20 protein-coding genes are annotated in these 24,174 nt (G+C 72.6%); 11 read left to right on the top strand and 9 right to left on the bottom strand.

Annotation, left to right across the window (positions count from 1 at the left end; genetic code table 11):
* The first annotated feature begins 67 nt into the window (after window positions 1-67).
* Both nirB and nirD read left to right on the top strand, forming a co-directional pair.
* Window positions 68-2,605 carry a nitrite reductase large subunit NirB gene (gene nirB / locus ACH4TG_RS01090; RefSeq protein ID WP_398240439.1) on the top strand — a complete coding sequence of 846 codons (2,538 nt, stop codon included), beginning with the start codon at window positions 68-70 and terminating at the stop codon, window positions 2,603-2,605.
* Window positions 2,602-2,979, top strand: coding sequence for a nitrite reductase small subunit NirD (gene nirD, locus ACH4TG_RS01085; RefSeq protein ID WP_398239508.1), 378 nt, complete (start codon window positions 2,602-2,604; stop codon window positions 2,977-2,979). Before nirB ends, nirD begins: the two co-directional genes overlap by 4 nt.
* Window positions 2,980-3,046: 67 nt before the next feature.
* Here nirD and ACH4TG_RS01080 read toward each other — a convergent pair whose 3' ends face one another.
* Window positions 3,047-4,480, bottom strand: coding sequence for an endo-1,4-beta-xylanase (locus ACH4TG_RS01080; protein WP_398239506.1), 1,434 nt, complete (start codon window positions 4,478-4,480; stop codon window positions 3,047-3,049).
* Between the two features lie 287 nt (window positions 4,481-4,767).
* Entirely contained in the window at window positions 4,768-5,829 is a 1,062-nt protein-coding gene (locus tag ACH4TG_RS01075) for a LacI family DNA-binding transcriptional regulator (RefSeq protein ID WP_398239504.1), read from the bottom strand.
* Window positions 5,830-5,975: 146 nt separating this feature from the next.
* Between ACH4TG_RS01075 and ACH4TG_RS01070 the strand changes: the two genes are divergently transcribed.
* The 3 genes from ACH4TG_RS01070 (at window position 5,976) to ACH4TG_RS01060 (ending at window position 8,315) form a co-directional block, all read left to right on the top strand.
* Entirely contained in the window at window positions 5,976-6,620 is a 645-nt protein-coding gene (locus ACH4TG_RS01070; protein ID WP_398239502.1) for a PhzF family phenazine biosynthesis protein, read from the top strand.
* A gap of 135 nt (window positions 6,621-6,755) precedes the next feature.
* The gene (locus ACH4TG_RS01065; protein ID WP_398239501.1) at window positions 6,756-7,943 is read left to right on the top strand and encodes a helix-turn-helix domain-containing protein; all 1,188 of its coding nucleotides are present in this window, start codon (window positions 6,756-6,758) and stop codon (window positions 7,941-7,943) included.
* 99 nt (window positions 7,944-8,042) lie between these two features.
* Window positions 8,043-8,315 carry a hypothetical protein gene (locus ACH4TG_RS01060; RefSeq protein ID WP_398239499.1) on the top strand — a complete coding sequence of 91 codons (273 nt, stop codon included), beginning with the start codon at window positions 8,043-8,045 and terminating at the stop codon, window positions 8,313-8,315.
* 210 nt (window positions 8,316-8,525) lie between these two features.
* On the opposite strand, the gene ACH4TG_RS01055 is transcribed toward ACH4TG_RS01060, so the two are convergent.
* From ACH4TG_RS01055 to dusB, 3 genes are all read right to left on the bottom strand, one after another.
* Complete coding sequence (locus ACH4TG_RS01055; RefSeq protein ID WP_398239497.1) at window positions 8,526-8,714, bottom strand: hypothetical protein; 189 nt, start codon at window positions 8,712-8,714, stop codon at window positions 8,526-8,528.
* A 284-nt stretch (window positions 8,715-8,998) separates the two neighbouring features.
* Window positions 8,999-11,737, bottom strand: coding sequence for a pyruvate, phosphate dikinase (gene ppdK / locus ACH4TG_RS01050; RefSeq protein ID WP_398239496.1), 2,739 nt, complete (start codon window positions 11,735-11,737; stop codon window positions 8,999-9,001).
* 490 nt (window positions 11,738-12,227) lie between these two features.
* Window positions 12,228-13,409, bottom strand: coding sequence for a tRNA dihydrouridine synthase DusB (dusB, locus tag ACH4TG_RS01045; protein WP_398239494.1), 1,182 nt, complete (start codon window positions 13,407-13,409; stop codon window positions 12,228-12,230).
* A 116-nt stretch (window positions 13,410-13,525) separates the two neighbouring features.
* Between dusB and ACH4TG_RS01040 the strand changes: the two genes are divergently transcribed.
* Together ACH4TG_RS01040 and ACH4TG_RS01035 are read left to right on the top strand one after the other, a co-directional pair.
* Window positions 13,526-14,956, top strand: coding sequence for an MFS transporter (locus ACH4TG_RS01040; RefSeq protein ID WP_398239492.1), 1,431 nt, complete (start codon window positions 13,526-13,528; stop codon window positions 14,954-14,956).
* Window positions 14,953-15,480, top strand: a complete 528-nt coding sequence (locus ACH4TG_RS01035; protein ID WP_398239490.1) for a MarR family winged helix-turn-helix transcriptional regulator — start codon at window positions 14,953-14,955, stop codon at window positions 15,478-15,480. The genes ACH4TG_RS01040 and ACH4TG_RS01035 overlap by 4 nt, the downstream gene beginning before the upstream one ends.
* A gap of 47 nt (window positions 15,481-15,527) precedes the next feature.
* Here the strand turns inward: ACH4TG_RS01035 and ACH4TG_RS01030 are convergent, their stop codons facing one another.
* A complete protein-coding gene (locus ACH4TG_RS01030) occupies window positions 15,528-16,469 on the bottom strand; it encodes a helix-turn-helix transcriptional regulator (protein ID WP_398239488.1) in 942 nt (313 codons plus the stop codon).
* Between the two features lie 125 nt (window positions 16,470-16,594).
* Between ACH4TG_RS01030 and ACH4TG_RS01025 the strand changes: the two genes are divergently transcribed.
* The 3 genes from ACH4TG_RS01025 to ACH4TG_RS01015 all read left to right on the top strand — a co-directional run bounded on the left by ACH4TG_RS01025 (window position 16,595) and on the right by ACH4TG_RS01015 (window position 20,111).
* The gene (locus ACH4TG_RS01025; protein WP_398239487.1) at window positions 16,595-18,052 is read left to right on the top strand and encodes an MFS transporter; all 1,458 of its coding nucleotides are present in this window, start codon (window positions 16,595-16,597) and stop codon (window positions 18,050-18,052) included.
* 150 nt (window positions 18,053-18,202) lie between these two features.
* Window positions 18,203-19,204: an aldo/keto reductase gene (locus ACH4TG_RS01020; protein WP_398239485.1), complete on the top strand. Its 1,002-nt coding sequence runs from the start codon at window positions 18,203-18,205 to the stop codon at window positions 19,202-19,204.
* A 433-nt stretch (window positions 19,205-19,637) separates the two neighbouring features.
* The gene (locus ACH4TG_RS01015) at window positions 19,638-20,111 is read left to right on the top strand and encodes a hypothetical protein (protein ID WP_398239483.1); all 474 of its coding nucleotides are present in this window, start codon (window positions 19,638-19,640) and stop codon (window positions 20,109-20,111) included.
* A 335-nt stretch (window positions 20,112-20,446) separates the two neighbouring features.
* Here the strand turns inward: ACH4TG_RS01015 and ACH4TG_RS01010 are convergent, their stop codons facing one another.
* The gene (locus ACH4TG_RS01010) at window positions 20,447-21,829 is read right to left on the bottom strand and encodes a glycine--tRNA ligase (protein ID WP_398239481.1); all 1,383 of its coding nucleotides are present in this window, start codon (window positions 21,827-21,829) and stop codon (window positions 20,447-20,449) included.
* Window positions 21,830-22,057: 228 nt separating this feature from the next.
* On the opposite strand from ACH4TG_RS01010, the gene ACH4TG_RS01005 reads away from it, so the two are divergent.
* Window positions 22,058-22,477, top strand: a complete 420-nt coding sequence (locus ACH4TG_RS01005; protein WP_398239479.1) for a Fur family transcriptional regulator — start codon at window positions 22,058-22,060, stop codon at window positions 22,475-22,477.
* 2 nt (window positions 22,478-22,479) lie between these two features.
* Here the strand turns inward: ACH4TG_RS01005 and ACH4TG_RS01000 are convergent, their stop codons facing one another.
* Together ACH4TG_RS01000 and recO are read right to left on the bottom strand one after the other, a co-directional pair.
* Entirely contained in the window at window positions 22,480-23,328 is an 849-nt protein-coding gene (locus ACH4TG_RS01000; RefSeq protein WP_398239477.1) for an isoprenyl transferase, read from the bottom strand.
* A 27-nt stretch (window positions 23,329-23,355) separates the two neighbouring features.
* Window positions 23,356-24,102, bottom strand: coding sequence for a DNA repair protein RecO (recO, locus tag ACH4TG_RS00995; RefSeq protein WP_398239476.1), 747 nt, complete (start codon window positions 24,100-24,102; stop codon window positions 23,356-23,358).
* Window positions 24,103-24,174: the final 72 nt, after the last annotated feature.

Below are 24,174 nucleotides of genomic sequence, written 5' to 3'. Positions count from 1 at the left end.
CCGCGCGCCCCGGGAGGACGACGCCGGCCGCGACGGCCGGCCGACGCTCGTGCTGGTCGGCCACGGCATGGTCGGCCACCGCTTCCTGGAGGCCCTGGCGGAGCACGGGGTGACCGAGCGGTCCCGGGTCGTCGTGCTGTGCGAGGAGCCGCGCCTGGCGTACGACCGGGTGCACCTGACCTCGTACTTCTCCGAGAGCGCGAGCCCGGAGTCGCTGTCGCTGGTCGAACGGGGCTTCATGGCGCGGCACGGCGTCGAGGTGCACGTCGGCGACCCCGCGGTGGCCGTCGACCGCGACTCCCGTACGGTGACGGCCCGTTCGGGACTGCGGGTGTCCTACGACACCCTGGTGCTGGCCACCGGCTCGTATCCGTTCGTGCCGCCGGTGCCGGGCAGGGACGCGGAGGGCTGCTTCGTCTACCGCACGATCGAGGACGTGCTGGCGATCGAGGCGTACGCCAAGGGCGCGACGACCGGCGCCGTGGTCGGCGGCGGCCTGCTCGGGCTGGAGGCGGCAGGCGCGCTCAAGGGCCTCGGACTGGACACGCACGTCGTGGAGTTCGCGCCCCGGCTGATGCCGGTGCAGGTCGACGAGGGCGGCGGCGCGGCGCTGCGGAGGTCCGTCGAGGGCCTCGGCGTGACCGTGCACACCGGCGTCGGCACCCAGGAGGTCACCGCGGACGCCACCGGCCGGGTCTCCGGCATGGCGCTGTCCGACGGCTCCCGGCTGCCCACCGACATGGTGGTGTTCTCGGCCGGGGTGCGGCCCCGGGACGACCTGGCCCGTGCCTGCGGGCTGGCCGTCGGGGAGCGCGGCGGGATCGTCGTCGACGCCTCGTGCCGCACCTCCGACCCGGCGGTGTTCGCGATCGGCGAGTGCGCGCTGGCCGCCGACGGACGGGTGTACGGGCTGGTGGCGCCGGGCAACGAGATGGCCGAGACCGCCGCCCGGGCCATCGCGGAACCCGCGGCGCAGGCCGCCGGTTTCACGGGCGCGGACACCTCCACCAAGCTCAAGCTGCTGGGCGTGGACGTGGCGAGCTTCGGTGACGCGCACGGCACCGCGGACGGGGCCCTGGACGTGCTGTACTCCGACTCGCGGGCCGGCGTGTACCGCAAGCTGGTGGTCGGCTCCGACGGCACGCTGCTCGGCGGCGTCCTGGTCGGCGACGTCGAGTCGTACGGGGTGCTGCGCCCGCTGACCGGCACGGTGCCGCCGGTCGCCCCCGAGCACCTGGTGCTGCCGGCCGGTGCCGGCGCGCCGGTCGCGCTGGGCCCCTCCGCGCTGCCCGACGACGCGGTGATCTGCAGCTGCCACAACGTCACCAAGGGGTCCATCCGCGGCGCCGTCACCGACCACGCGTGCACGAGCGTGCCCGAGGTGAAGAAGTGCACCAAGGCCGGTACGGGCTGCGGTAGTTGCGTGAAGGTGCTGGGGCAGCTGGTCGACGCGGAGCTGGAGGCCGGCGGCATCGAGGTCGACAAGGGCCTGTGCCCCTGCTTCGCCCACACCCGCGCCGAACTGTACGAGATCGTGCGGACGTTGCGGCTGACCTCGTACCGCGCCCTGCTCGACGGCCACGGCCGGCCGGAGGCGCGCGACGGCGAGGGCTGCGAGGTGTGCAAGCCCGCGATCGCCTCGATCCTGGCGTCGCTGGCGCCGGCGATCGGCGCGAGCGTGCACGTGCTGGACGGCGAGCAGGCGGCGCTGCAGGACACCAACGACCACTTCCTGGCGAACATGCAGAAGAACGGCTCGTACTCGATCGTGCCGCGGATCCCCGGCGGGGAGATCACCCCGGAGAAGCTGATCGTGATCGGCGAGGTGGCCCGCGACTTCGGCCTCTACACCAAGATCACCGGCGGCCAGCGGATCGACCTGTTCGGCGCCCGGGTGGAGCAACTGCCGCTGATCTGGACCCGGCTGGTGGACGCCGGCTTCGAGTCGGGGCACGCGTACGGCAAGGCGCTGCGCACGGTGAAGTCCTGCGTGGGCTCGACCTGGTGCCGGTACGGCGTGCAGGACAGCGTGCGGATGGCCATCGACCTGGAGTTGCGGTACCGCGGGCTGCGCGCGCCGCACAAGCTGAAGTCGGCGGTGTCCGGCTGCGCCCGGGAGTGCGCCGAGGCGCAGAGCAAGGACTTCGGGGTGATCGCCACCGCCGGCGGCTGGAACCTGTACGTCGGCGGCAACGGCGGGGCCACCCCGCGCCACGGCGACCTGCTCGCCCAGGACATGTCCGACGCCGAACTGGTCCGGCTCATCGACCGGTTCCTGATGTTCTACATCCGCACCGCGGACCGCCTGGAGCGCACCAGCGTGTGGCTGGAGCGGATCCCCGGCGGCCTCGCGCACGTCCGCGACGTGGTCGTCCACGACAGCCTGGGCATCTGCGACGAGCTGGAGGCGCTGATGGCCGCGCACGTCGCCGGATACCGCGACGAGTGGGCCGACACCGTCAACGACCCCGAGCGGCTGCGCCGGTTCGTGTCCTTCGTCAACGCGCCCGGCACGCCCGACCCGACCGTCCGCTTCGTTCCCGAACGCGACCAGATCCGGCCGGACCTGCTGCCGGTCGCCCGCACAGAAACGGTGATCGCATGACCCTCCTCGCCGGCACGTCCGCCCCGCCCGCCCTCGCCCCGGCCGGCACCGGGACCGTCGAACTCCTCACGTCCGGCGGCTGGTTCGCGGTCTGCGCGACCGGCGACCTGGAGGCGGGCCGCGGGGTGGCCGTACTGCTGCCGGACGGCGCGCAGGCCGCGGTGTTCAAGGACAGCACCGGCCGGCTGTACGCCATCGGCAACGTGGACCCGTTCACCGGTGCCGGCGTGCTGTGCCACGGCCTGCTGGGTTCGGCCGGCGGGCGCCCCTACGTCGCCTCGCCGCTGCTGAAGCAGCGGTTCGCCCTGGAGGACGGGCGGTGCCTGGACGACGACGGGGCGGCGGTCGCCTGCTACCCGTTGCGCCTCACCTGACCGCACGGCGGCGCCTGCCGGAACACCCCCTCCGATGTCCCGGCAGGCGCGTGAGAAGGGGCCTGCGTCAACTGGTCGTGCAGGCAGCACCGTTGAGGGTGAAGCCGGTGGGCGCGGGGTTGGCGCCCGACCAGTCGGCGTTGAAGCCGAAGCTCGCCGAACCGTTCGCGGGGATGGCGGCGTTGTACGACAGGTTCGTCGCGGTGTAGCCGGTGCCGCTCTTGGTCACCGTGGCGTTCCACGCCTGGGTGACGGTCTGGGTGCCCGAGGACTGCGTCCACTTCAGCGTCCAGCCGTTGATCGCCGAGGAACCGCCGTTGGTCACCGTGATGTTGGCGGTGAAGCCGGTGTTCCACTGGTTGACGCCGTAGCTGACCGCGCAGCCGGATCCGCCGCCGGGCGGCGTGGTGGGAGGCGTCGTCGGCGGGGTGGTCGGCGGGGTCGTGGTGGTGCCGCCGAGCGCGGTCTGGATCGCCGTGTAGGCCGGCTTGGGCTGGAAGTTCTCGTCGTAAGGGGTCGCCGCGCCGTAGCCGGAGAAGGTACCGGGCACCCACGAGGTGGCGTCGTTGAAGCCCCACACCGTGACGCCCACGCAGCGCGAGACGCCCAGGCAGTCGTTCATCACCGAGGTGTAGTCGTTCGCCTGCTGCTGCAGCTTCGTCGCGTCGGCCGGCAGTTGCATGCGCACGTCCAGCTCGGTGACCGCGACGTCCACGCCGAGGTCGGCGAAGCGCTGCAGGTTCGCCTTGAAGTCGGAGGGCACCTGGCCGAGGATGAAGTGCGCCTGGAAGCCGACGCCGTCGATCGGCACGCCCTGCGCCTTCAGCGACTTGACCAGGTTGTACATCGCGTTGCTCTTGGCGTTCTCGCCCTCGATGTTGTAGTCGTTCACGTACAGCTTCGCGCCGGGGTCGGCGGCGTGCGCCGCGGTCAGGGCGTCGGCGATGTAGGACGAGCCGAGCTGGTTGTACCAGAGGTCGGACCGGAAGGTGCCGTCCTCGTTGAACGGCTCGTTGACGACGTCCCAGTGCACGACCTTGCCCTTGAAGTGCGTGACCTCGTCGGTGACGTGCTTGATCATGATGTCGTGCAGATCGCTGTTGCTGAAGCTGCCCGAGGTCAGCCAGTTGGGCAGCTGGCTGTGCCAGACCAGGTTGTGCCCGCGGACCTGCATGGTGTTGGCCTGGGCGAAGCTGACGATCTGGTCGGCGGGGCCCCAGTTGTAGGTGCCGCGGTTCGGCTCGACCGAGGCCCACTTCATCTCGTTGCCGGGGGTCACGGAGTCGAACTGGGCGCCGGCGATGGAGCCGGAGGTCCCGGTGAGTTCGTTCTGCATCAGGGCGGTGCCCATGTAGACGCCCTTGGCCTCGGCCAGGTCCCGCAGCGGCGTGCCCGCGGCGTGCGCGGCCGGGATGGTGAGCGAGACCACCGCCGCCGCGGCGGCCAGCAGGGCGACGCCGGATCCGCCGAGGGCGGATCTCAGGGTGCGCTTCGAGAACATCGGGGAGTACCTCTCTCCAAGTGGGGGATTGGATCAGGCAGTTCGCCGGGCCCGACCGGTGAGCACGCGGGTCCGTCGAGAAAGGGAGAACGAACGTTTCGGGGTGGATTCCGATCAGCGGCGAGACTGTATGTCCGCACCCCGGGGCCGTCAACAGTTTGAACAGGAGCCGCAGGTCAGCGCGCGGGAGCGCTCCCACAAACGGGGGTCGTCACGGACATCGCGCCGCCCGGGCGGGGCAGGGCCGGTGGCCGGTGGGCTGGGACGCGGCCCGGCGGCCCGGGGGGTCAGGCCCCCTGCGGCGGCGGCGCGCTGCTGGCCCGCTCGACGAGCCGGGTCGCCAGGTCCACCCGCAGCGTGCTCGGCTGGTTGCCGCGGCTGATGTCGAGCACCAGCTGGGCGGCGGCCTCGGCCATCTCCGTCAGTGGCTGGCGCACCGTGGTCAGCGGCGGGCTGATCCAGCGGGCCAGCGGCAGGTCGTCGAAGCCGACCACGCTCAGGTCGTGCGGGATGCGCAGGCCCAGCTCCCGGGCCGCCTCGTAAAGGCCAAGCGCCTGAAGGTCGTTGCCGGTGAAGACCGCGGTGGGGCGGTCGGGCAGCCGCAGCAGTTCCAGGCCCTTGGTGTAGCCGGCCTCGTGGTGGAAGTCGCCGTTGATCACCAGGGCGGGGTCGTAGGCGACACCGGCCGTCTCGAGCGCCGCCCGGTAGCCGTCGATGCGGGCCCGGCTGCACATGATGCCCGCCGGGCCGCCGATCACGCCGATCCTGCGGTGGCCCAGTTCGAGCAGATGCCGGGTGGCGGCCAGGCCGCCCTGCCAGTTGGTCGCGCCGATCGCGGGCACGTCCTCGCCGGGGTCGCCTGCCGGGTCCAGGACGACGAACGGTATGTCGCGACTGGTGAGTTGGCCGCGCTGCGCCGGGTCGAGCCCGGACAGTACGAGGATCACGCCGGTCGGCCGGCGGGCGAGCACCCCGTCGACCCACGTCTGGCCCGGGCTGAGCCGGCCCGCGGACTCCGAGAGCACCACGCTGAGGCCCTCCTGCCGGGCCACGTTCTCCACTCCCCTGATGACCTCCATCGCCCAGGAGCTCTCCAGCTCGTGGAAGACCAGGTCGAACAGGGGCGCGGGCTGCACGCTGCCGCGGCGCCGCTGGTAGCCGTGGGCGCGGAGCAGCTCCTCGACCCTGCTGCGGGTGGAGGGGGCGACGTCGCCGCGGCCGTTGAGGACCTTCGAAACAGTCGGCGCCGACACTCCGGCCGCCCGGGCGATCTCGGCGAGCGTGGCCGTACCGTCGGTCGGGGGTCCCGGCTGGTCATCGCGGGGCTGCTGGACGCTGGGGGCACTCATGCCTGCGATCGTAGCCCGAGCGGCCGGTTCTGTCCGATGCCGGGAAGGCCCGGAGCGTCGCCATCAGCCTCTTTCCTTCAATCGGCAACCTTCTCGAAACATTCGGGTCATCTTGGGCGCCGGAAGCGGGATGGTTGAATCGCCGCATGAGCGAAGTCGAGGTGCTGCGCGTGTTCACCGGGCCCGGCGGCGCCGGGGGCAACCTGCTGGGCGTCGTTCGCGACGGCGGGTCGGTGCCGCCGGCCCGGCGGCAGCCGCTGGCCGCCGAACTCGGCTACAGCGAGACGGTCTTCGTCGACGACGCGGTGCGCGGACGGGTGCAGATCTTCACCCCGAGCGTGGAACTGCCCTTCGCCGGCCACCCCTTGGTCGGCGTGGCCTGGCTGCTCGGGGTGGACGTGCTGCGGCCGCCGGCCGGCGAGGTGCCGGCGTGGACGGACGACGAGGGCCTGGTCTGGATCCGCGGCCGCGCGGAGTGGGCGCCGGGCCGGATCACCGAGCAGTACGACTCCCCCGCCGCGGTGGACGCCCTGCCGGCGCCGCCGCCCGGCGAGGGCTGGCTCTACGCCTGGGCCTGGTCCGACGAGCCCGCGGGCCGGGTCCGCGCCCGCGGCTTCCCCCGCCGGGGCGACGGCATCGTGGAGGACGAGGCCACCGGCGCCGCCGCCACCGTCCTCACCGCCCGCCTGGGCCGCCCCCTCACCATCCACCAGGGCGCCGCCTCCCTCATCCACACCCGCCCCACCCCCGCCGGCACCGTCTCCATCGGCGGCCACGTCTCCCGGGCCTGACGCCGGCCATCGAGGCGACTTGGGACGTCCCCCTCCGGAGCTGATCACCGGATGCGCGGGCCGCAACGCCCCCTCGGCGGTCACCCGCCCCCTGTACCGTTTCGGATGTCGAGGTCGAGACGGAGGTGGCAGCGCATGCCTCAACCCGCCGACAGCAGCGGCACCCTCGCAGGACGGCTGCGCGAGATCCGCAAGCGGCGCGGCTTGTCGCAGAAGGACCTGGCGGCCCGGTCGGGCGTCTCCGCGTCCGCGATCCGGAAGATGGAGCAGGACGACTACGGAACGCCGCGGGTCGAGACCGTCCGCGCCCTGGCCGTCGCCCTGCACGTACCCACCACCCGGATCCTCGGCACCCGCGAGACCCCCGGCGCCGCACCCGCCGTGGTGGATCACTGGGCGCCCGTGCGCGCCGCGCTCGACGCCCCGACGCCGGCTCCCTCCGGTGAAGCCCCCACCGTGGCCGGGGTGCGCGCGGCCGTCGCCGCCGCCATGCCGCTCGCCGCCGGCGACCGGCTGGCCGAACTCGCCGGAGTACTGCCAGTGCTGCTGCGCGACGCCGCGGCCATCGCGGACGAGCCGGCCGGCCGCCGTGTGCACGCCGGCTTACTCGGGCTCGCCGGGTGGATGCTCGTGCAGACGCGCCAGTTCGACGCGGCGGAGGGCGCCCTCAACCGGGCACTCGCCGGTGCCGCCGATGATCTCGACGCCGCCGAGGCCGTGAGCACGCGCTGCTGGCTGCTGCTGCGCCGCGGACGGATCGAGGCGGCCGCGCGGCTCGCGCAGGAGTGGGCGGACCGGATCGAGCCGCGCATGTCACGGGCGACGCCGGCCGAGCTCGGCGCCTGGGGATGGCTACTGCTGCGGGGGGCCGCCGCCGCGGACAGGGACGGCTGCCCCGACGACGCCGCGGGTCTTCTGCGGCTGGCCGGGTCGGCCGCGGCGGCGATCGGACCACGCCAGGTTCCGGGCGGTTTTCTGCGGGCCTACGACGCGCGCACGGTGCAGCTCAAGGAGGCCGAGCACGCCATGATCAGTGATCGGCCCGACGAGGTGCTGCGCCTGTCGGCGTCGATCTCGTGGACGGGTATGCGGCCGACCAGCAACAACCTCAACCGCAACCGGCTGGACCAGGCGAGCGCCAGGGTGCGGCTGCGGCAGTACGCGGAGGCCGTCGACACGATCGAGGCCGTCTGGCAGGCCGCCCCGCAATGGCTCCCCCACCAGCAGTACGCCCGCGACATCCTCGGCCAGGTCATCGCCCGCAGGCGCACCCTGACACCGCGGATGCGGGTGCTCGCGGATGCGACGGGCCTGCCGCTGTAGCGGTGGCACTTCCGCCTGACGGCCCGTCAAAGTGCCATTGAGGCAGGCATCCAGGCTCCCTACCGTCGGTGATGAGCCGATCACCGACGGGAGACTGCCATGGCCGAGACGACCACGAGTGCAGCGACGGGCGCACGCGACCCCTGGCGCGAGGCCCACGAGTCCGCCCGCGCCCTGCATGACGCACTGCTCGCCCTCGGCATCCCCGACACCGTGCTGACACCCCTGTCGGCCCGTCAGGACGCCACCGGTGCACACCGCGTGGTGGTCCCGCCACTGCCGATTGCGGACGCCCGTCGGCTGCTCACCGCCCTCGGCCCGGCCTTGGGCCCGCAGCGCGTTCATCTCGCGCGCCCGTGGCCCGCCCGGTGAAAGCACTGCGGCTGCTCGGCCGGCACGCGGGCGCCCTGTGGCTGGCGGCACTGGTCGCCGCCTCGGCCGCGGCCGGCGCGCTCCTGGCCGCCCTGTACTCCTCGCAGGGCCGATGACCCCGGCCCCGCGAACGGCAACCGTGATGACGCAGCGGGCCGCAGGCCAGTACCCGGGATCCCGGATGCAGCGCCGTTATGAGGCGTGGCTGGCTCACGCACGGGACTGCGCGGCGTGCCGGTCCGCCGCCGCCGAGGACAGGTGCAGCACCGGAAAGCGCATGTGGAGCGCGTACCAGCGGGCAGCCCGATGACCCTCTCGCCGGCCGACCGTCGAACCGCGGCCGGTGAGGGTGCTCAGCTCGGCCGGTTCGCCGTCCCCCGCGGCGGACCGGCCGGGCACCACCCTGTTCCGGCAACGGAAGGGAACACCTCCGAGCACCACACTGATCAACGTCCGCGGCCTGATCATCCCGGGCCGCATACCCCGAAAGCAAAGGCCGGGGGCGGCGTCTCCGCACGAAACGCCGCCCCCGGCGGTGGAGGGTCGGGGTCCTGCCGCCGGTCGGTGAGGGTTGGCCCCAGGGCAAGGGCCTCCGTCGGCGGGCCGGGCCCCGGCCCGGTCAGGTGGTCGTCGGGCGGCCGCGGGGGCCGCGTTCGGTGGTGGGCGTCATGAGGGGTGGGACGTCAACGGGTGTCCGCGGGGGCGGACCGGGCAGCGGCGCGGCCCGCCTCGAGGCGGGCGACCGGGATACGGAACGGCGAGCAGGACACGTAGTCCAGGCCCACCTCGTGGAAGAAGTGGACGGACTCCGGGTCGCCGCCGTGCTCGCCGCAGACGCCGAGCTTGAGGTCGGGGCGGGTCGCCCGGCCGTCTGCGGCAGCCGCGCGGACCAGTGAGCCCACGCCGTCCCTGTCGATGGTCTCGAAGGGCGAGACCCCGAAGATGCCCTTCTCCAGGTAGGCCGTGAAGAACGACGCCTCGACGTCGTCGCGGGAGAAGCCCCACACCGTCTGGGTCAGGTCGTTAGTGCCGAAGGAGAAGAACTCCGCCGCCTCCGCGATCTGCGCGGCGGTCAGCGCGGCCCTGGGCAGCTCGATCATCGTGCCGATGGCCAGCCGCAGCCGGGCGCCGGTGGCGGCCTCCACCTCGGCGATGACCTGGTCGGCCTCGTCGCGGACGATCTCCAGCTCCTGCACGGTGCCGACCAGCGGGATCATGATCTCCGGCCGCGGGTCGCCCTTGGCGGCCATGCGGTGCGCCGCCGCCTCGGCGATCGCCCGCACCTGCATGGCGAACAGGCCCGGGATGACCAGGCCGAGGCGCACCCCGCGCAGTCCCAGCATCGGGTTCGCCTCGTGCAGCTTGTGCACGGCCTGGAGCAGCCGCAGGTCGTTCTCGTTGGCGTCCTTGCGGGCCTCGGCGAGCGCGACCCGCACCGACAGCTCGGTGATGTCGGGCAGGAACTCGTGCAGCGGCGGGTCCAGCAGCCGTACCGTGACCGGCAGTCCGTCCATCGCCTCGAACAGCTCGATGAAGTCGGCCTTCTGCAGCGGCAGCAGCGCGCCCAGCGCCTCGTCCCGCTCGGCGTCGGTGTCGGCCAGGATGAGCCGCTCGACCATTTCCCGGCGCTCGCCGAGGAACATGTGCTCGGTGCGGCACAGCCCGATGCCCTGGGCGCCGAACCGCCGCGCCCGCATGGCGTCCTCGGCGTTGTCGGCGTTGGCCCGCACCCGCAGCCGGCGGACCCGGTCGGCGTAGGCCATGATCCGGTGCACGGCGCGCACCAGCTCGTCGGCCTCCTCGGCGCCGGCGTGCATCCGGCCCTCGAAGTACTCGACGACCGGGGACGGCACCACCGGGACCTCGCCGAGGTACACCTTGCCGGACGAGCCGTCGATGGAGACGAGGTCGCCCTCCTCTATCACCACGGGCTTGCCGTCGGGCCCGGTGGCGGTGAGCCGGCGGGCCTTGGTGTCGACCTCCAGCTCCTCCGCGCCGCACACACAGGTCTTGCCCATGCCGCGGGCGACCACCGCGGCGTGCGAGGTCTTGCCGCCGCGGGAGGTGAGGATGCCCTCGGCCGCGATCATGCCGTTGAGGTCGTCGGGGTTGGTCTCGCGGCGGATCAGGATGACCTTCTCGCCGGACCGCGACCACTTGACGGCGGTGTACGAGTCGAAGACCGCCTTGCCGACCGCGGCGCCGGGCGAGGCGGCGATGCCCCAGCCGATCCGCTTGACCTGGCCGCTGTCGGTGGCCTCGTGGTCGAACCGCGGGAACATCAGCTGGGCGAGCTGCGCGCCGTTGACCCGGCGCAGCGCCTCGGCCTCGTCGATCAGGCCCTGGTCGACGAGCTGGGTGGCGATCCGGAACGCGGCGGCCGCGGTCCGCTTGCCGACCCGGGTCTGCAGCATCCACAACTGGCCGCGCTCGATGGTGAACTCGATGTCGCACAGGTCCCGGTAGTGGGTCTCCAGCGTCTCCATGATGCTCAGCAGCCGGTCGTACGACGTCTTGTCGATCCGCTCCAGCTCGGCGAGCGGCACGGTGTTGCGGATGCCGGCGACGACGTCCTCGCCCTGGGCGTTCTGCAGGTAGTCGCCGTAGACGCCCTGCTGGCCGCTGGCCGGGTCGCGGGTGAAGGCGACGCCGGTGCCGGAGTCGGGGCCGAGGTTGCCGAAGACCATCGAGCAGATGTTGACGGCGGTGCCGAGGTCGCCGGGGATGCGCTCCTGGCGGCGGTAGAGCTTGGCGCGCTCGGTGTTCCAGGAGTCGAAGACCGCGCGGACCGCGAGGTCCATCTGCTCGCGCGGCTCCTGCGGGAAGTCCCGGCCGGCCTCCTTGGCGACGATCGCCTTGAAGTCGTCGACGAGCCGGCGCAGGTCGGCCGCGTCCAGGTCGAGGTCGCTGTCGGCGCCCTTGGCCCGCTTGGCGTCCTCCAGCGCCTCCTCGAACAGGTCACCGTCGACGCCGAGCACGGTCTTGCCGAACATCTGGAGCAGGCGGCGGTAGGAGTCCCAGGCGAACCGCTCGTCGCCCAGCTGCGCGGCCAGGCCCTGCACGGACTCGTCGGACAGGCCGATGTTCAGGACGGTGTCCATCATGCCGGGCATGGAGAACTTCGCGCCCGAACGCACCGACACCAGAAGGGGGTTGTCGGCCTGGCCGAGCTTCTTGCCCATCCGCTGCTCCAGGGCGTCGAGGTGCGCACTCACCTCGTCGCCCAGGGCGGCCGGCGCGCTGCCCGACTCCAGGTACTCCTTGCACGCCTCAGTGGTGATGGTGAACCCGGGCGGGACGGGCAGCCCGAGGTTGGTCATCTCGGCGAGGTTCGCACCCTTCCCGCCCAGCAGGTCCTTCAGGTCCTTGTTGCCCTCAGTGAAGTCGTAGACGAACTTCTGCTGCTTCGGTCGCGACGGCACGGGCCTCGACTCCTCGCGTGCTGGTTGCCCTGACGGCGGGGAGCGTACCCATCTCGAAGGCTCCGCAGTACGTCCATCAGCACGACACACGGGTGTAACCGCCCGTCTGCCGACAGATCGAAAGTCAGCGGGCCGACCGACGGCAACCGGGCCGCGTTCACAACTCGAACGGATGACGGCGCTGAGCGAAAAGAGGGACCCGATTCCCTCACCCTCGGTGAGCATGAGGCCGCCCGATGGAGTCAGCGGCCGTCGTGACGCACCGCACGCATTCGAGAGGCGAACGGCTCACATGTGCGCTCATTTGAGCGCAAGCACGATCAGGCGTGGCATGAATCACGTGCCACCCGGAGGGCCCGTCTCATATCGCGGACGTAGCGAATCTACGCAGATCGCCTCGACCGGCACACCGGCACCATCGGCTGGCGCACACCACAGGGAGCGGCGCACCGGAGGAAGCGGTGCACCGGAGGAACCGGCGCGCCGGGCGTCACCCGCCGGAGGTGTCCGCCTCCGCGTCCTCGCCCAGCACGGCGCACGCGTACGGATCGTCCAGCCAGCCGTCCGGCAGCACGACCCGCTTGCCGGGCGCGGTGCGGCCGCGCGGGCCGTCGGCGTGCGCCGGCCACGGCTGGTCGTGGTCCAGCTTGCCCAGGTGCTCGTCCAGCTCGGCCAGCGAGGACGAGGTGGCCAGCGCCCGGCGCAGCTCGGAGCCGACCGAGAAGCCCTTGGTGTACCAGGGCACGTGCTTGCGGAAGTCCACGACGCCCCGCGACTCGTCGCCCAGCCACTGCCCGAGCAGCTCGGCGTGCCGCCGCATCACGGCCGCGACCTGCCCGAACCGGGGGGCCGCCGGGCCCGAAGCGCCCTGCCCGCCCGCGCCGTTCTCGAAGACGGCCACCAGGTCGCCGAACAGCCATGGCCGGCCCAGGCAGCCGCGGCCGACGACGACGCCGTCGCAGCCGGTCTCGCGCATCATCCGCACCGCGTCCTCGGCGCACCAGATGTCGCCGTTGCCGAGCACCGGGATCTCCGGGACGTGCTCCTTGAGCCGGGCGATGGCGTCCCAGTCCGCGGTGCCGCCGTAGTGCTGGGCGGCGGTGCGGCCGTGCAGCGCCATGGCGGTGACGCCCTCGTCCACCGCGATCCGGCCGGCGTCCAGGTACGTCAGGTGGTCGTCGTCGATGCCTTTGCGCATCTTGATGGTGACCGGCAGCCGGCCCGCGTTGCCGACCGCCTCGCGCAGGATCGACCGCAGCAGGTTGCGCTTGTACGGCAGTGCCGAGCCGCCGCCCTTGCGGGTCACCTTGGGCACCGGGCAGCCGAAGTTGAGGTCGATGTGGTCGGCGAGGTCCTCGTCCACGATCATCCGGACGGCCTTGCCGACGGTCACCGGGTCGACGCCGTACAGCTGGATCGAGCGCGGCGTCTCGGTCGCGTCGAAGTGGATCAGCTGCATGGTCTTCTCGTTGCGCTCGACCAGCGCGCGGGTGGTGATCATCTCGCTGACGAACAGGCCCTTGCCGCCGGAGAACTCCCGGCACAGCGTGCGGAAGGGCGCGTTGGTGATGCCCGCCATGGGGGCGAGGACCACCGGCGGCCACACCGTGTGGGGGCCGATCCGGAGGGTCCCCTGGGCGGCGGGGCGGCTCAGGGTGGCGTCAACGGTCATGCGCCCCATTGTCCCGTACGGGATGGGTGGTGGGCCCACGTATTGGTTGTACGATCGAAATGATTACACGCGTACAAGCAAATGAACCACCAGCACGACCTTGGGAACAGCACTCCATGCCTGACCTGACCTACCGGCGGCGCCTCCTCGTCCTCGGCATCTGCTGTATGAGCCTGCTGATCGTGAGTCTGGACAACACGATCCTCAACGTGGCGCTCCCGTCGATGCAGCGGGACTTCCACGCGAGCGTCTCCGGACTCCAGTGGACGATCGACGCCTACCTGGTGGTGATCGCCTCCCTGCTGCTGCTCTCCGGCTCCACCGCCGACCGGATCGGGCGCAAGCGGGTCTTCCAGACCGGCCTGGTGCTCTTCACCGCCGGATCGCTGCTGTGCAGCCTCGCGCCCGGGCTCGGCTGGCTGATCACCTTCCGGATGGTGCAGGCCGTCGGCGGCTCGATGCTCAACCCGGTGGCGATGTCGATCATCACCAACACCTTCTCCGACCCGCGCGAGCGGGCGCGGGCGATCGGCGTGTGGGGCGGCGTCGTCGGGATCAGCATGGCGGCCGGTCCGATCGTCGGTGGCGCGCTGGTGGAGTCGGTCGGCTGGCGGTCGATCTTCTGGATCAACCTGCCGGTGGGCCTGGCCGCCCTGCTGCTCACCGCCCGCTTCGTGCCCGAGTCCCGGGCGCCGCGCGCCCGCCGGGTGGACCCGGTCGGGCAGCTGCTGGTCATCGCGCTGCTCGGCACCCTCACCTACGGCATCATCGAGGGCTCGGACGCCGGCTGGGCCTCGGCCCCGATCATCGGCTGCTTCGTGGTGGCGGCCCTGGCCGTGGTGGGACTGGTGGTGTACGAGCCGCGCCGGCGCGACCCGCTGATCGACACCCGGTTCTTCGCCAGCGCGCCGTTCAGCGGCGCCACCGTGATCGCGGTCAGCGCCTTCGCCGCGCTCGGCGGGTTCCTCTTCCTCAACACCCTCTACCTCCAGAACCAGCGCGGCCTGTCCGCCCTCGACGCCGGCCTGTACATGGTGCCGATGGCCCTGATGTGCCTGGTCTTCGCGCCGCTGTCCGGGCGGCTGGTCGGCAACCGCGGGCCGCGGCTGCCCCTGGTGCTCGCCGGCGCCGCGATGACCGCCAGCGGCGTGCTGTTCGCCGCGCTGGACGCGCAGTCCTCCAACGCGCTGCTGTTCACCTCGTACGTGCTGTTCGGCATCGGCTTCGGCCTGGTCAACGCACCGATCACCAACACCGCGGTGTCCGGCATGCCGCGCTCCCAGGCCGGCGTGGCCGCCGCCGTCGCCTCCACCAGCCGGCAGGTCGGCCAGTCGCTGGGCGTGGCCGTGCTGGGCGCGGCGCTGGCCGCCGGCATGCACGAGGGCGCGTGGTGGATCATCACCGGCTGCGGGCTGGCCGTGCTGGTCCTCGGCGTGCTCACCACCGGGCGCTGGGCGCGCGGCACGGCCGAGCGGACGGCGACCGCGCTCATGGTCCCGGAGGCCGACCGCGCGGCGGAGCCCCGCGCTACCGTGGGCACATCATGACGAAGACGACGGGGGACACGGCGGACGTCCGGCAGCCGGACGCCGGACCGGCGGACGTCAGGCCGGCGGACGTCAGGCCGGCGGACGTCAGGCCGGCGGACGCACTGCGGGAACGGGATCCGGCGGAGCGCGTGTGGCGCCGGCTGCGCGCGCTGGTGCTGGAGCAGAACGAGCGCCGCAAGGAGACCGCGGACGCGCTCGGCATGAGCTTCTTCCGGGCCAAGGCGCTGCGGCGGATCGCCCTGCGGCCCTCCCGGATGAGCGAGCTGGCCTCGGTGCTGGGCACCGACCGGCCCTACCTCACACTGGTCGTGGACGACCTGGTCAAGCGCGGCCTGGTGGAGCGCAATCCCGATCCCACGGACCGGCGCAGCAAGATCGTCACGGTCACCGCGGAGGGCGCGGCCGCCGCCGCCCGGGCCGACGCGATCCTGAGCACCCCTCCCCCGGCGCTGCTCGGCCTCCCGGCCGAGGACCTGGCCGCGCTGGACCGCATCACGTCCGCTCTCGTCGTCGACGACTGACGCCGCGGCCGGCCCTGGTACCGGGGGGCGTCACAGATCTGCCCCGTTCAGCAGGCGTCGGCCGACACCAGGGCGTGCAGGCGGGCGAGCCGCTCGCGCGTGGTGTCGTCCACCGGGGTGTAGGTGACGAGCCGCGGGCCCGCCTGCGGCCCGAGCCACAGGTGGGTGAAGTCGAAGGCCAGCAGCCCCACTTCGGGGTTGAGGTAGCGCTTGATGTGGCTGTCGGGCTGCAGCACCTCGTGCCGCTCCCACATCTCGCAGAAGTCGGGCGACGCCTGCTGGAGCCGCTTGAGCAGCGCCTTCCAGGCCGGCTCCGCCAGGTGCTGCGCCATCGACGCGCGGAACTTCGCCGCCATCAGCCGGATGTTCTCCTCGCGGTCGACCATCCGCTCCCGCCACTGCGGGTCGGTGAAGGCCAGCCACATCAGGTTCCGGTCCGCGGGCTCCAGCGCGTCGAGGTCGCTGACCAGCCGGCCGTAGGTGCGGTTGTACGCGACGATGTCGTAGCGGCTGTTGACGACCGCGGCCGGCAGCGGCTCCAGCTGGTCCAGCATCGCGCGCACCGACGGCGACATGCCCGGGCAGTCCAGGTGCGGGTGCGGGTCGGGGGTGCCGGCGAGGGTGAACAGGTGCTGGCGCTCGATGGTGTCGAGCATCAGGGCGCGGGCGATCGCGTCGGCGACCTGCCCGGACACCTGGATCTCGCGCGCCTGCTCCAGCCACGTGTACCAGGTCACGCCGACCGCGGCGAGCTGCGCGACCTCCTCGCGGCGCAGCCCCGGGGTGCGGCGGCGGCGCCCGGGCGGCAGGCCCACCTGGTCGGGCGAGATCCGCTCGCGGCGGCTGCGCAGGAACGACGCCAGCTCGCGGCGGCGGCTCTCGGCTGCCGCGCCGGCCGGCACGTCCGCGGGGGCGTCGGTGGCGGCGCCGGAACGCCTGCTGCTCGGCGCGGCCGCGGTGGGGGGCAAAACACTGGTGTTCCCGCTCATGTTCCCAGGGTGCGGCATCCGGCAGCCGGTTGCCAGGTGGTCCCTATACCTGGATAAACGCTCTCTGGTACCCCCCTGAGATAGAGACCAGTGTGGACCAGGTGAACGACCGAATGGAACAGACCATGACGTCCCGGGCTCAGGTGCTGCCCCGCGTGACCCGCATCGGCGCCCCCGCCCGGACGAGCCCGTCCCCCGCCGCCCCGGCCCTCGGCGCCCTCGGGCTGCTGACCGTCCTGCTGGGCGCCGCCCTGCCGATGGTCGACTTCTTCATCGTCAACGTCGCCCTGCCCACCATCGACCGCGATCTGAACGCCGGCCCCGCGGTGCTGGAGATGGTCGTCGCCGGCTACGGCGTCGCGTATGCCGTCCTGCTGGTGCTCGGCGGCCGGCTGGGCGACATGTTCGGCCGCAGGACCCTCTTCCTGTGGGGCCTGGCGGCCTTCGCCCTGACCTCGCTGGCCTGCGGCATCGCCCCCAACGCCTGGACCCTGGTGGGCGCGCGCGTCGCCCAGGGCGCGGCCTCCGCGCTGCTGCTGCCGCAGGCGCTGGCCACCATCCAGGCGGCCACCTCCGGCAGCCGCCGCGGCAAGGCGCTCAGCTACTACGGCGCGACCGCGGGCGTGGCCAGCGTCGTCGGCCAGGTGCTCGGCGGCCTGCTGGTCTCGGCCGACATCGCCGGCAGCGGCTGGCGTGCGATCTTCCTGGTGAACGTGCCGGTCGCCGCGGTGGCGCTGGTGCTCGCCCTCAAGGCGGTGCCCGAGACGCGCTCGCCGCACCCGGCCCGCATCGACCGGCCCGGCACCCTGCTGCTCGGCGCGACGCTGATCACCCTGCTGCTTCCCCTCACCGAGGGCCGCGCGGCCGGCTGGCCGCTGTGGTCGTGGCTGCTGCTGGCGGTCTCGCCGCTGCTGGCCGCGGCGTTCGTCGCGGTGGAGATGCGCGGCGAGCGCACCGGCGGCAACCCGCTGCTGCCGCCGTCGCTGCTGCGCCTGCACAGCGTCCGCAGCGGCCTGCTGCTGATCGTCCCGTTCTGCCTGGGCTTCGGCGGCTTCATGTTCGTGCTCGCGGTGGCCATGCAGGACGGCCTGCACTTCGGTGCGCTGGCCGCCGGCGCGGCCCTGGTCCCGCTGTGCGCGGCGTTCTTCGCCGCGTCGCTGCTGGGCCCGCGGGCGGTCGCGCGGTTCGGCCGCGGGACGGTGACCGGCGGTTCGGCGATCCAGGGCGTGGGCCTGCTGGTGCTGGCCGGGACGTTCTTCTGGGGCTGGCCGCACCTGGGCATCTGGGCGCTGGCGCCGGGCATGGCGCTCGCCGGCTTCGGCCAGGGCTTCGTGCTGCCGGTGATCTTCCGGATCGTGCTCAGCGAGGTGCCCCCGGCGCAGGCCGGTGTGGGCGGCGGCGCGATGGCCACCACCCAGCAGTCGAGCCTGGCGCTCGGCGTGGCGACGCTCGGCACGCTCTTCCTGACGCTGTCCTCGTCGGTGGGGGTGCGCGACGCCCTGGTGTGGGCGCTGCTCGCCCAGCTCGGTGCGGTCGTGCTGACCACCGCGCTGACGCTGCGGCTGCCGCGCGACGTGAAGTGACGGCCACGGTGGCCGCGGCGGGCGGCAGCGTGACGTGACGGACGCCGGGCGACGACGCGAAGGAGGCGGCGTGCGCCCGGCGTTCGCGGATATCCACAGGCCCGTGTGCGAGGGTGAAAAACGCCGTGCCCCCGCGAGAAGGAGACCTCGATGCGCACCCGAACCCTCGGCAGGACCGGACCGTCCGTCTCGGCGATCGGCCTGGGCTGCATGGGCATGTCGGCGGTGTACGGCGCGGCCGACGACGCCGAGTCGATCGCCACCATCCACGCCGCGCTGGACGCCGGCGTCACCCTGCTGGACACCGGCGACTTCTACGCCATGGGCCTGAACGAGCTGCTCGTCCGCGACGCGCTGCGTGCCCGTCCCGGCAGCCGCGACCAGGTCGCGATCAGCGTCAAGTTCGGCGCCCTGCGCGACGCCGAGGGCGCCTGGTACGGCTACGACGGCCGGCCCGCCGCGGTGAAGACGTTCCTCGCCTACTCCCTCAACCGGCTCGGCACCGACCACGTCGACGTCTACCGGATCGCCCGGGTCGACCCCGCCGTGCCGATCGAGGAGACCGTGGGCGCGATCGCCGAGGAGGTACAGGCCGGGCGGGTCCGCCACATCGGGCTGTCCGAGGTCGGCGCGGACACCCTGCGCCGCGCCGCGTCCGCCGCCCCGATCAGCGACCTGCAGATCGAGTACAGCCTGTTCTCCCGCGGCATCGAGGACGAGATCCTGCCCACCGCACGCGAGCTGGGCATCGGCGTCACCGCGTACGGGGTGCTGTCCCGGGGGCTGCTCAGCGGCCACTGGACGCGTGAACGCAGCACAGAAGCCGGTGACTTCCGCAGCCGCAACCCCCGCTTCTCCGGTGACAACCTGGACCGCAACCTGGCTCTGGTCGACGCCCTGCGCAAGGTCGCGGACGGCCGGGGCGTCACGGTCGCGCAGGCGGCCATCGCCTGGGTGCTGTCCCGCGGCGAGGACATCGTGCCGCTGATCGGCGCCCGCCGCAGGGACCGGCTCGCCGAGTCACTCGGGGCGCTCGACGTCACCCTGGACGAAGCGGACCTGGCCGCCGTCGAGGAGGCGGTGCCGGCCGGCGCGGTGTCCGGCACCCGCTACGACGCCGGGCAGATGGCCCACCTGGACAGCGAGCGCTGAACGCCCGCGGGACCGGCCGCCGGCTCACGCGCAGGGGGCGCTGACCCTGCCCGAGCCGGCGGACAGGTTCAGCACACCGGACGCGCCGGGGTCCGCCGACCCCGCACACCTCCACCGTCCGCACCGGGTGCGGCAGCGAGTACGTCCGCGTCTGCGCATGCCGGTTGACGACGCCCACGCCTGGCTCCCGCACAGCAGCGCCACCACCACGTCGGTCACCGCCGCCCCCACCACCCACAGCGTGCGCGGACCGCAGGTACGCGGTCTCCCGCCAGGCGCGGGCCGACCGCGGGGCGTACTCCGCGGCTCTGGGGTGCAGTTGTCTGCACCCCAAACCGGCATCGCGCGTTACTGCGCTCACACCCCGGGGGCGGAAGAGTCGACGGCAGCCGGGCGTTGTCCCCTCATGGCGGGGACCGGAAGGAGATGGGCGATGTCTGTCGGCGACGTGTCCGCGCCGCACGTGGCGGAAGTGATCGAGCTGCCGGTGTTCCACGACGCACCATCCGGGATGCGGGCGCGCGAGCGTCCGCGGCGCTGGCCCGCCTACGCCCTCGTCGCCTGCGGCACCGCCCTCGTGCCGTGGCTCGTGGTGCTGGCGCTGACGCTGCCGGCCACGGCGACCGCCCCGCACTGGATGGCGGCCTGGGTGGGCCTGGACGCGATGGAGGCGGCCGGTCTGATCACCACCGGGCTGCTCGCCCTGCGCCGGCACCCGCTGCGGGTCGCGGCCGGCGCTGCCACCGCGATGCTGCTGGTGGTCGACGCGTGGTTCGACGTCGCGACGTCCACCGGCGGCGATCTCACCGTCGCCCTCGTCATGGCCGGCACCGCGGAACTCCCCCTGGCCGCCGTCTGCGCGGTCCTCGCCGTCCGCTCCACCGCTTCCCGCGGCGACCAGCCCTGATGCACGCTGGCGCGCCCTTGCGACGGCGGGTCGCCCCGCAGGGGCGCGGGGAACTGCGCGCCCAGCCACGCCGGTGGCGGGCTTTTGCGACGGCGAGTCGCACCCCCAAGGGGCGCGGGGAACTGCGCGAGCAACCGGCCACCGGCAGGTGGTCCGGGACGGACCGAACCGCCCCTTCGGGACGGTGGCGGAGTGCGGCGCCGCGCTGGCTGAGCGCGCAGTTCCCCGCGCCCCTGACGGGGCGCACCCCGTCGTGCGGACAGCGGGGCGCGCCGGATGCGACGGAGCCCGGCAGGGTGACCCCCGCCGGGCTCCGGTGATGCCGTGGGGTGCGGCTAGCAGCCGAGCAGCCGGGAGCCGAGGTAGCCCTCGACCTGGTCCAGCGACACGCGCTCCTGCTTCATGGAGTCCCGCTCGCGGACGGTGACCGCGTTGTCCTCGAGGGTGTCGAAGTCGACGGTGACGCAGAACGGCGTGCCGATCTCGTCCTGGCGGCGGTAGCGACGGCCGATCGCACCGGCGTCGTCGAACTCGATGTTCCAGTGCGAGCGCAGCGCGGCGGCCAGGCCCTTGGCCTTCGGCGACAGCTCCGGGTTGCGGGACAGCGGCAGCACGGCCACCTTGACCGGGGCCAGCCGCGGGTCGAGCCGCATCACGGTGCGCTTCTCCAGCACGCCCTTGGCGTTCGGCGCCTCGTCCTCGTTGTACGCGTCGAGCATGAAGGCGAGCATGGCGCGGTTGACGCCGGCCGCCGGCTCGATGACGTACGGGAACCAGCGCTCGCCGGCCTCCTGGTCGAAGTAGGACAGGTCCTGGCCGGACGCCTTGGCGTGCGAGGACAGGTCGAAGTCCGTGCGGTTGGCGAGGCCCTCCAGCTCGCTGAACTCCTGGCCGCCGAAGTTGAAGCGGTACTCGATGTCCACGGTCCGCTTGGAGTAGTGCGAGCGCTTCTCCGCGGCGTGCTCGTACCAGCGGATGTTCTCCTCGCGCAGGCCGAGGTCCGTGTACCAGTTCCAGCGCTCCTGCATCCAGTACTCGTGCCACTTCTCGTCCTCGCCCGGCTTGACGAAGAACTCCATCTCCATCTGCTCGAACTCGCGGGTCCGGAAGATGAAGTTGCCGGGCGTGATCTCGTTGCGGAACGACTTGCCCATCTGGGCGATGCCGAACGGCGGCTTCTTGCGGGAGGTGGTCTGCACCTGGGCGAAGTTCACGAAGATGCCCTGGGCGGTCTCGGGCCGCAGGTAGGCCGCGGAGCCGGCGTCCTGGGTCGGGCCGAGGTGGGTCTGCAGCATGCCGGAGAACTGCTTGGGCTCGGTGAAGGCGCCCTTGGTGCCGCAGTTCGGGCAGTTGATGTCGGCGAGGCCGTTGGCCGGCGGCCGGCCGTGCTTGGCCTCGTACGCCTCCTCCAGGTGGTCGGCGCGGAAGCGCTTGTGGCAGGAGGTGCACTCGGTGAGCGGGTCGGAGAAGGTCGCCACGTGGCCGGAGGCGACCCACACCTCGGGGGCGAGGATCACCGACGAGTCGATGCCCACCACGTCGTCGCGCGAGGTGACCATGGCACGCCACCACTGGCGCTTGATGTTCTCCTTGAGCTCCACGCCGAGCGGGCCGTAGTCCCAGGCGGCCTTGGAGCCGCCGTAGATCTCGCTGCTCGGGAATACGAAGCCACGGCGCTTGCTCAGGCTGACGATGGTGTCGATCTTGTCGGCGGCCACGGTGCTCTCTTCAGTACGACGAAGCGGTCAGTTGTCCCAGATTACCGGCGGGTGCGGGGCGCTTATCAAATCCGTTCCGCCATCAGCAAGGAAGAGAAGAAATGAAAACGACTATCATGTACATCAGGGTGGGTCGGTCCCGCGCCCGGGGACCGGCTCCCCGAGCCGGTGCAGGCGCTCGGATCGGGCCCGCACCCCTGGCACAATGACAACCATGAGGAGATCACGGTGAGCACCGCCAAGCATTCCGTGGCCGGCCGTTCCACGCGGCAGCGGGCGGCGGTCGCGGCCGCCCTCGACGAGGTCGACGAGTTCCGCAGCGCCCAGGACCTGCACGACATTCTCAAGCACCGCGGTGACTCCGTCGGGCTGACGACGGTCTACCGCACCCTGCAGTCGCTGGCCGACGCGGGTGAGATCGACGTGCTGCGCACCGGCGAGGGCGAGTCGGTCTACCGCCGCTGCTCGGGCGGCGGCCACCACCACCATCTGGTCTGCCGCGCGTGCGGCAAGGCCGTCGAGGTGGCGGGGCCGGCCGTCGAGAGCTGGGCGGACGCGGTCGCCGCGGAGAACGGCTTCGTCGACGTGGCGCACACCGTGGAGATCTTCGGGACCTGCGCGGACTGCGCGGCGCCCGCCCAGCGGTAGCCTCAGCCGGCCCGCCGGGCGGCTTCGGCCGCCTCCGCCGCCGCTTCCTCGGCGTTCGGGAGCGCGCCGCCGAAGCGGCGGTCCCGCCGGGCGTACTCCAGGCAGGCCCGCCACAGGTCGCGCCGGTCGAAGTCCGGCCACAGCACGTCCTGGAACACCATCTCGGCGTAACTGCTCTGCCAGATCAGGTAGTTGGAGGTGCGCTGCTCGCCGCTGGGCCGCAGGAACAGGTCGACATCCGGCATGTCCGGGTAGTACAGGTACTTCGCGAACGTCTTCTCGTTGACCTTCGACGGGTCGAGCCGGCCGTTCGCCACGTCGCGCGCGATGGCCTGCGCGGCGTCGGCGATCTCGGCCCGGCCGCCGTAGTTCACGCAGAAGTACAGGGTCATCGCGTCGTTGTCCACGGTCTGCTCCTGGGCGACCTGGAGCTCCTGGACCACGGACTTCCACATCTTCGGCATCCGGCCGACCCAGCGGATGCGGATGCCCAGCTCGTTCATCTCGTCGCGGCGGCGGCGGATGACGTCCCGGTTGAAGTTCATCAGGAAGCGCACCTCGTCCGGCGAGCGCTTCCAGTTCTCGGTGGAGAACGCGTACAGCGACAGGTTCTTCACCCCGATCTCCAAGCAGCCCTTGAGCACGTCGAGCACGACGCCCTCGCCGACCTTGTGGCCCTCGGTGCGGGGCAGCCCGCGCTCCTTGGCCCAGCGCCCGTTGCCGTCCATGACGACGGCGACGTGCTTGGGCACCAGCTCGCCGGGGATCTTGGGCGGTCGCGCGCCGGAGGGGTGCGGGTCGGGCGTCCGGTACGAGGGTCGGGTACGGGCCAGAATCCCGCGACGTGCCATGGTCGAGCTTCTCCTGACGGGTATGGACTACTTCTCGACGAACCGCAGCGAGCGCAGTCCGCGTTCCAGGTGCCACTGCAGGTAGGCCGCGACCAGCCCGCTGCCCTCGCGGCAGTGGCGCGGCTCGCAGGCGTCCGCGGTCTCCCAGTCGCCGCCCAGCAGCGCGCCGAGCAGCTCCAGTGCCTCCCTGGAGGGTACGACGCTTCCGGGCACCCGGCAGTCACCGCAGACGACTCCTCCCGCGCCGACCGAAAAGAACCGGTTCGGGCCGGCCATTCCGCACTTCGCGCAGTCGTCGAAGCTGGGCGCGTAGCCGTTGACGGCGAGCGAGCGCAGCAGGAAGGCGTCCAGCACCAGCCGCGGCTCGTGCGCGCCGGCCGCCAGCGTGCGCAGCCCGCCGACCAGCAGCAGGTACTGCTGCACGGCCGGCTCGCCCTCGTGGTCGGTGAACCGCTCGGCGGTCTCCAGCATCGCGGTGCCCGCGGTGTACCGCTCGTAGTCGCAGACGATGCCGCTGCCGTACGGCGCGATGGTCTCGCCCTGCGTGCACAGCGGGAGCCCGCGGCCGACCAGGTCCCCGCCGCGTGCGAAGAACTGCACGTCGACATGGCTGAACGGCTCCAGCCGCGCCCCGAACTTCGACTTGGTGCGGCGCACGCCCCGGGCCACCGCCCGCACCCGGCCGTTGCGCCGGGTGAGCAGCGTGATGATCCGGTCCGCCTCACCCAGCTTCTGGGTGCGCAGCACGATGCCGTCGTCGCGGAACAGGCTCATGCGGTCCATTCTCGCGTACCGCGGCGGTCGCGAGGGCCGGGGCGCCGGATCGAGGGGGCCGGGGGCGCCCGA

Origin of the sequence: Streptomyces sp. NPDC020917, from assembly GCF_044333795.1 — a bacterium.
GTDB lineage: Bacteria > Actinomycetota > Actinomycetes > Streptomycetales > Streptomycetaceae > Actinacidiphila.
This window is presented reverse-complemented; position numbering and strand designations above follow the sequence as displayed.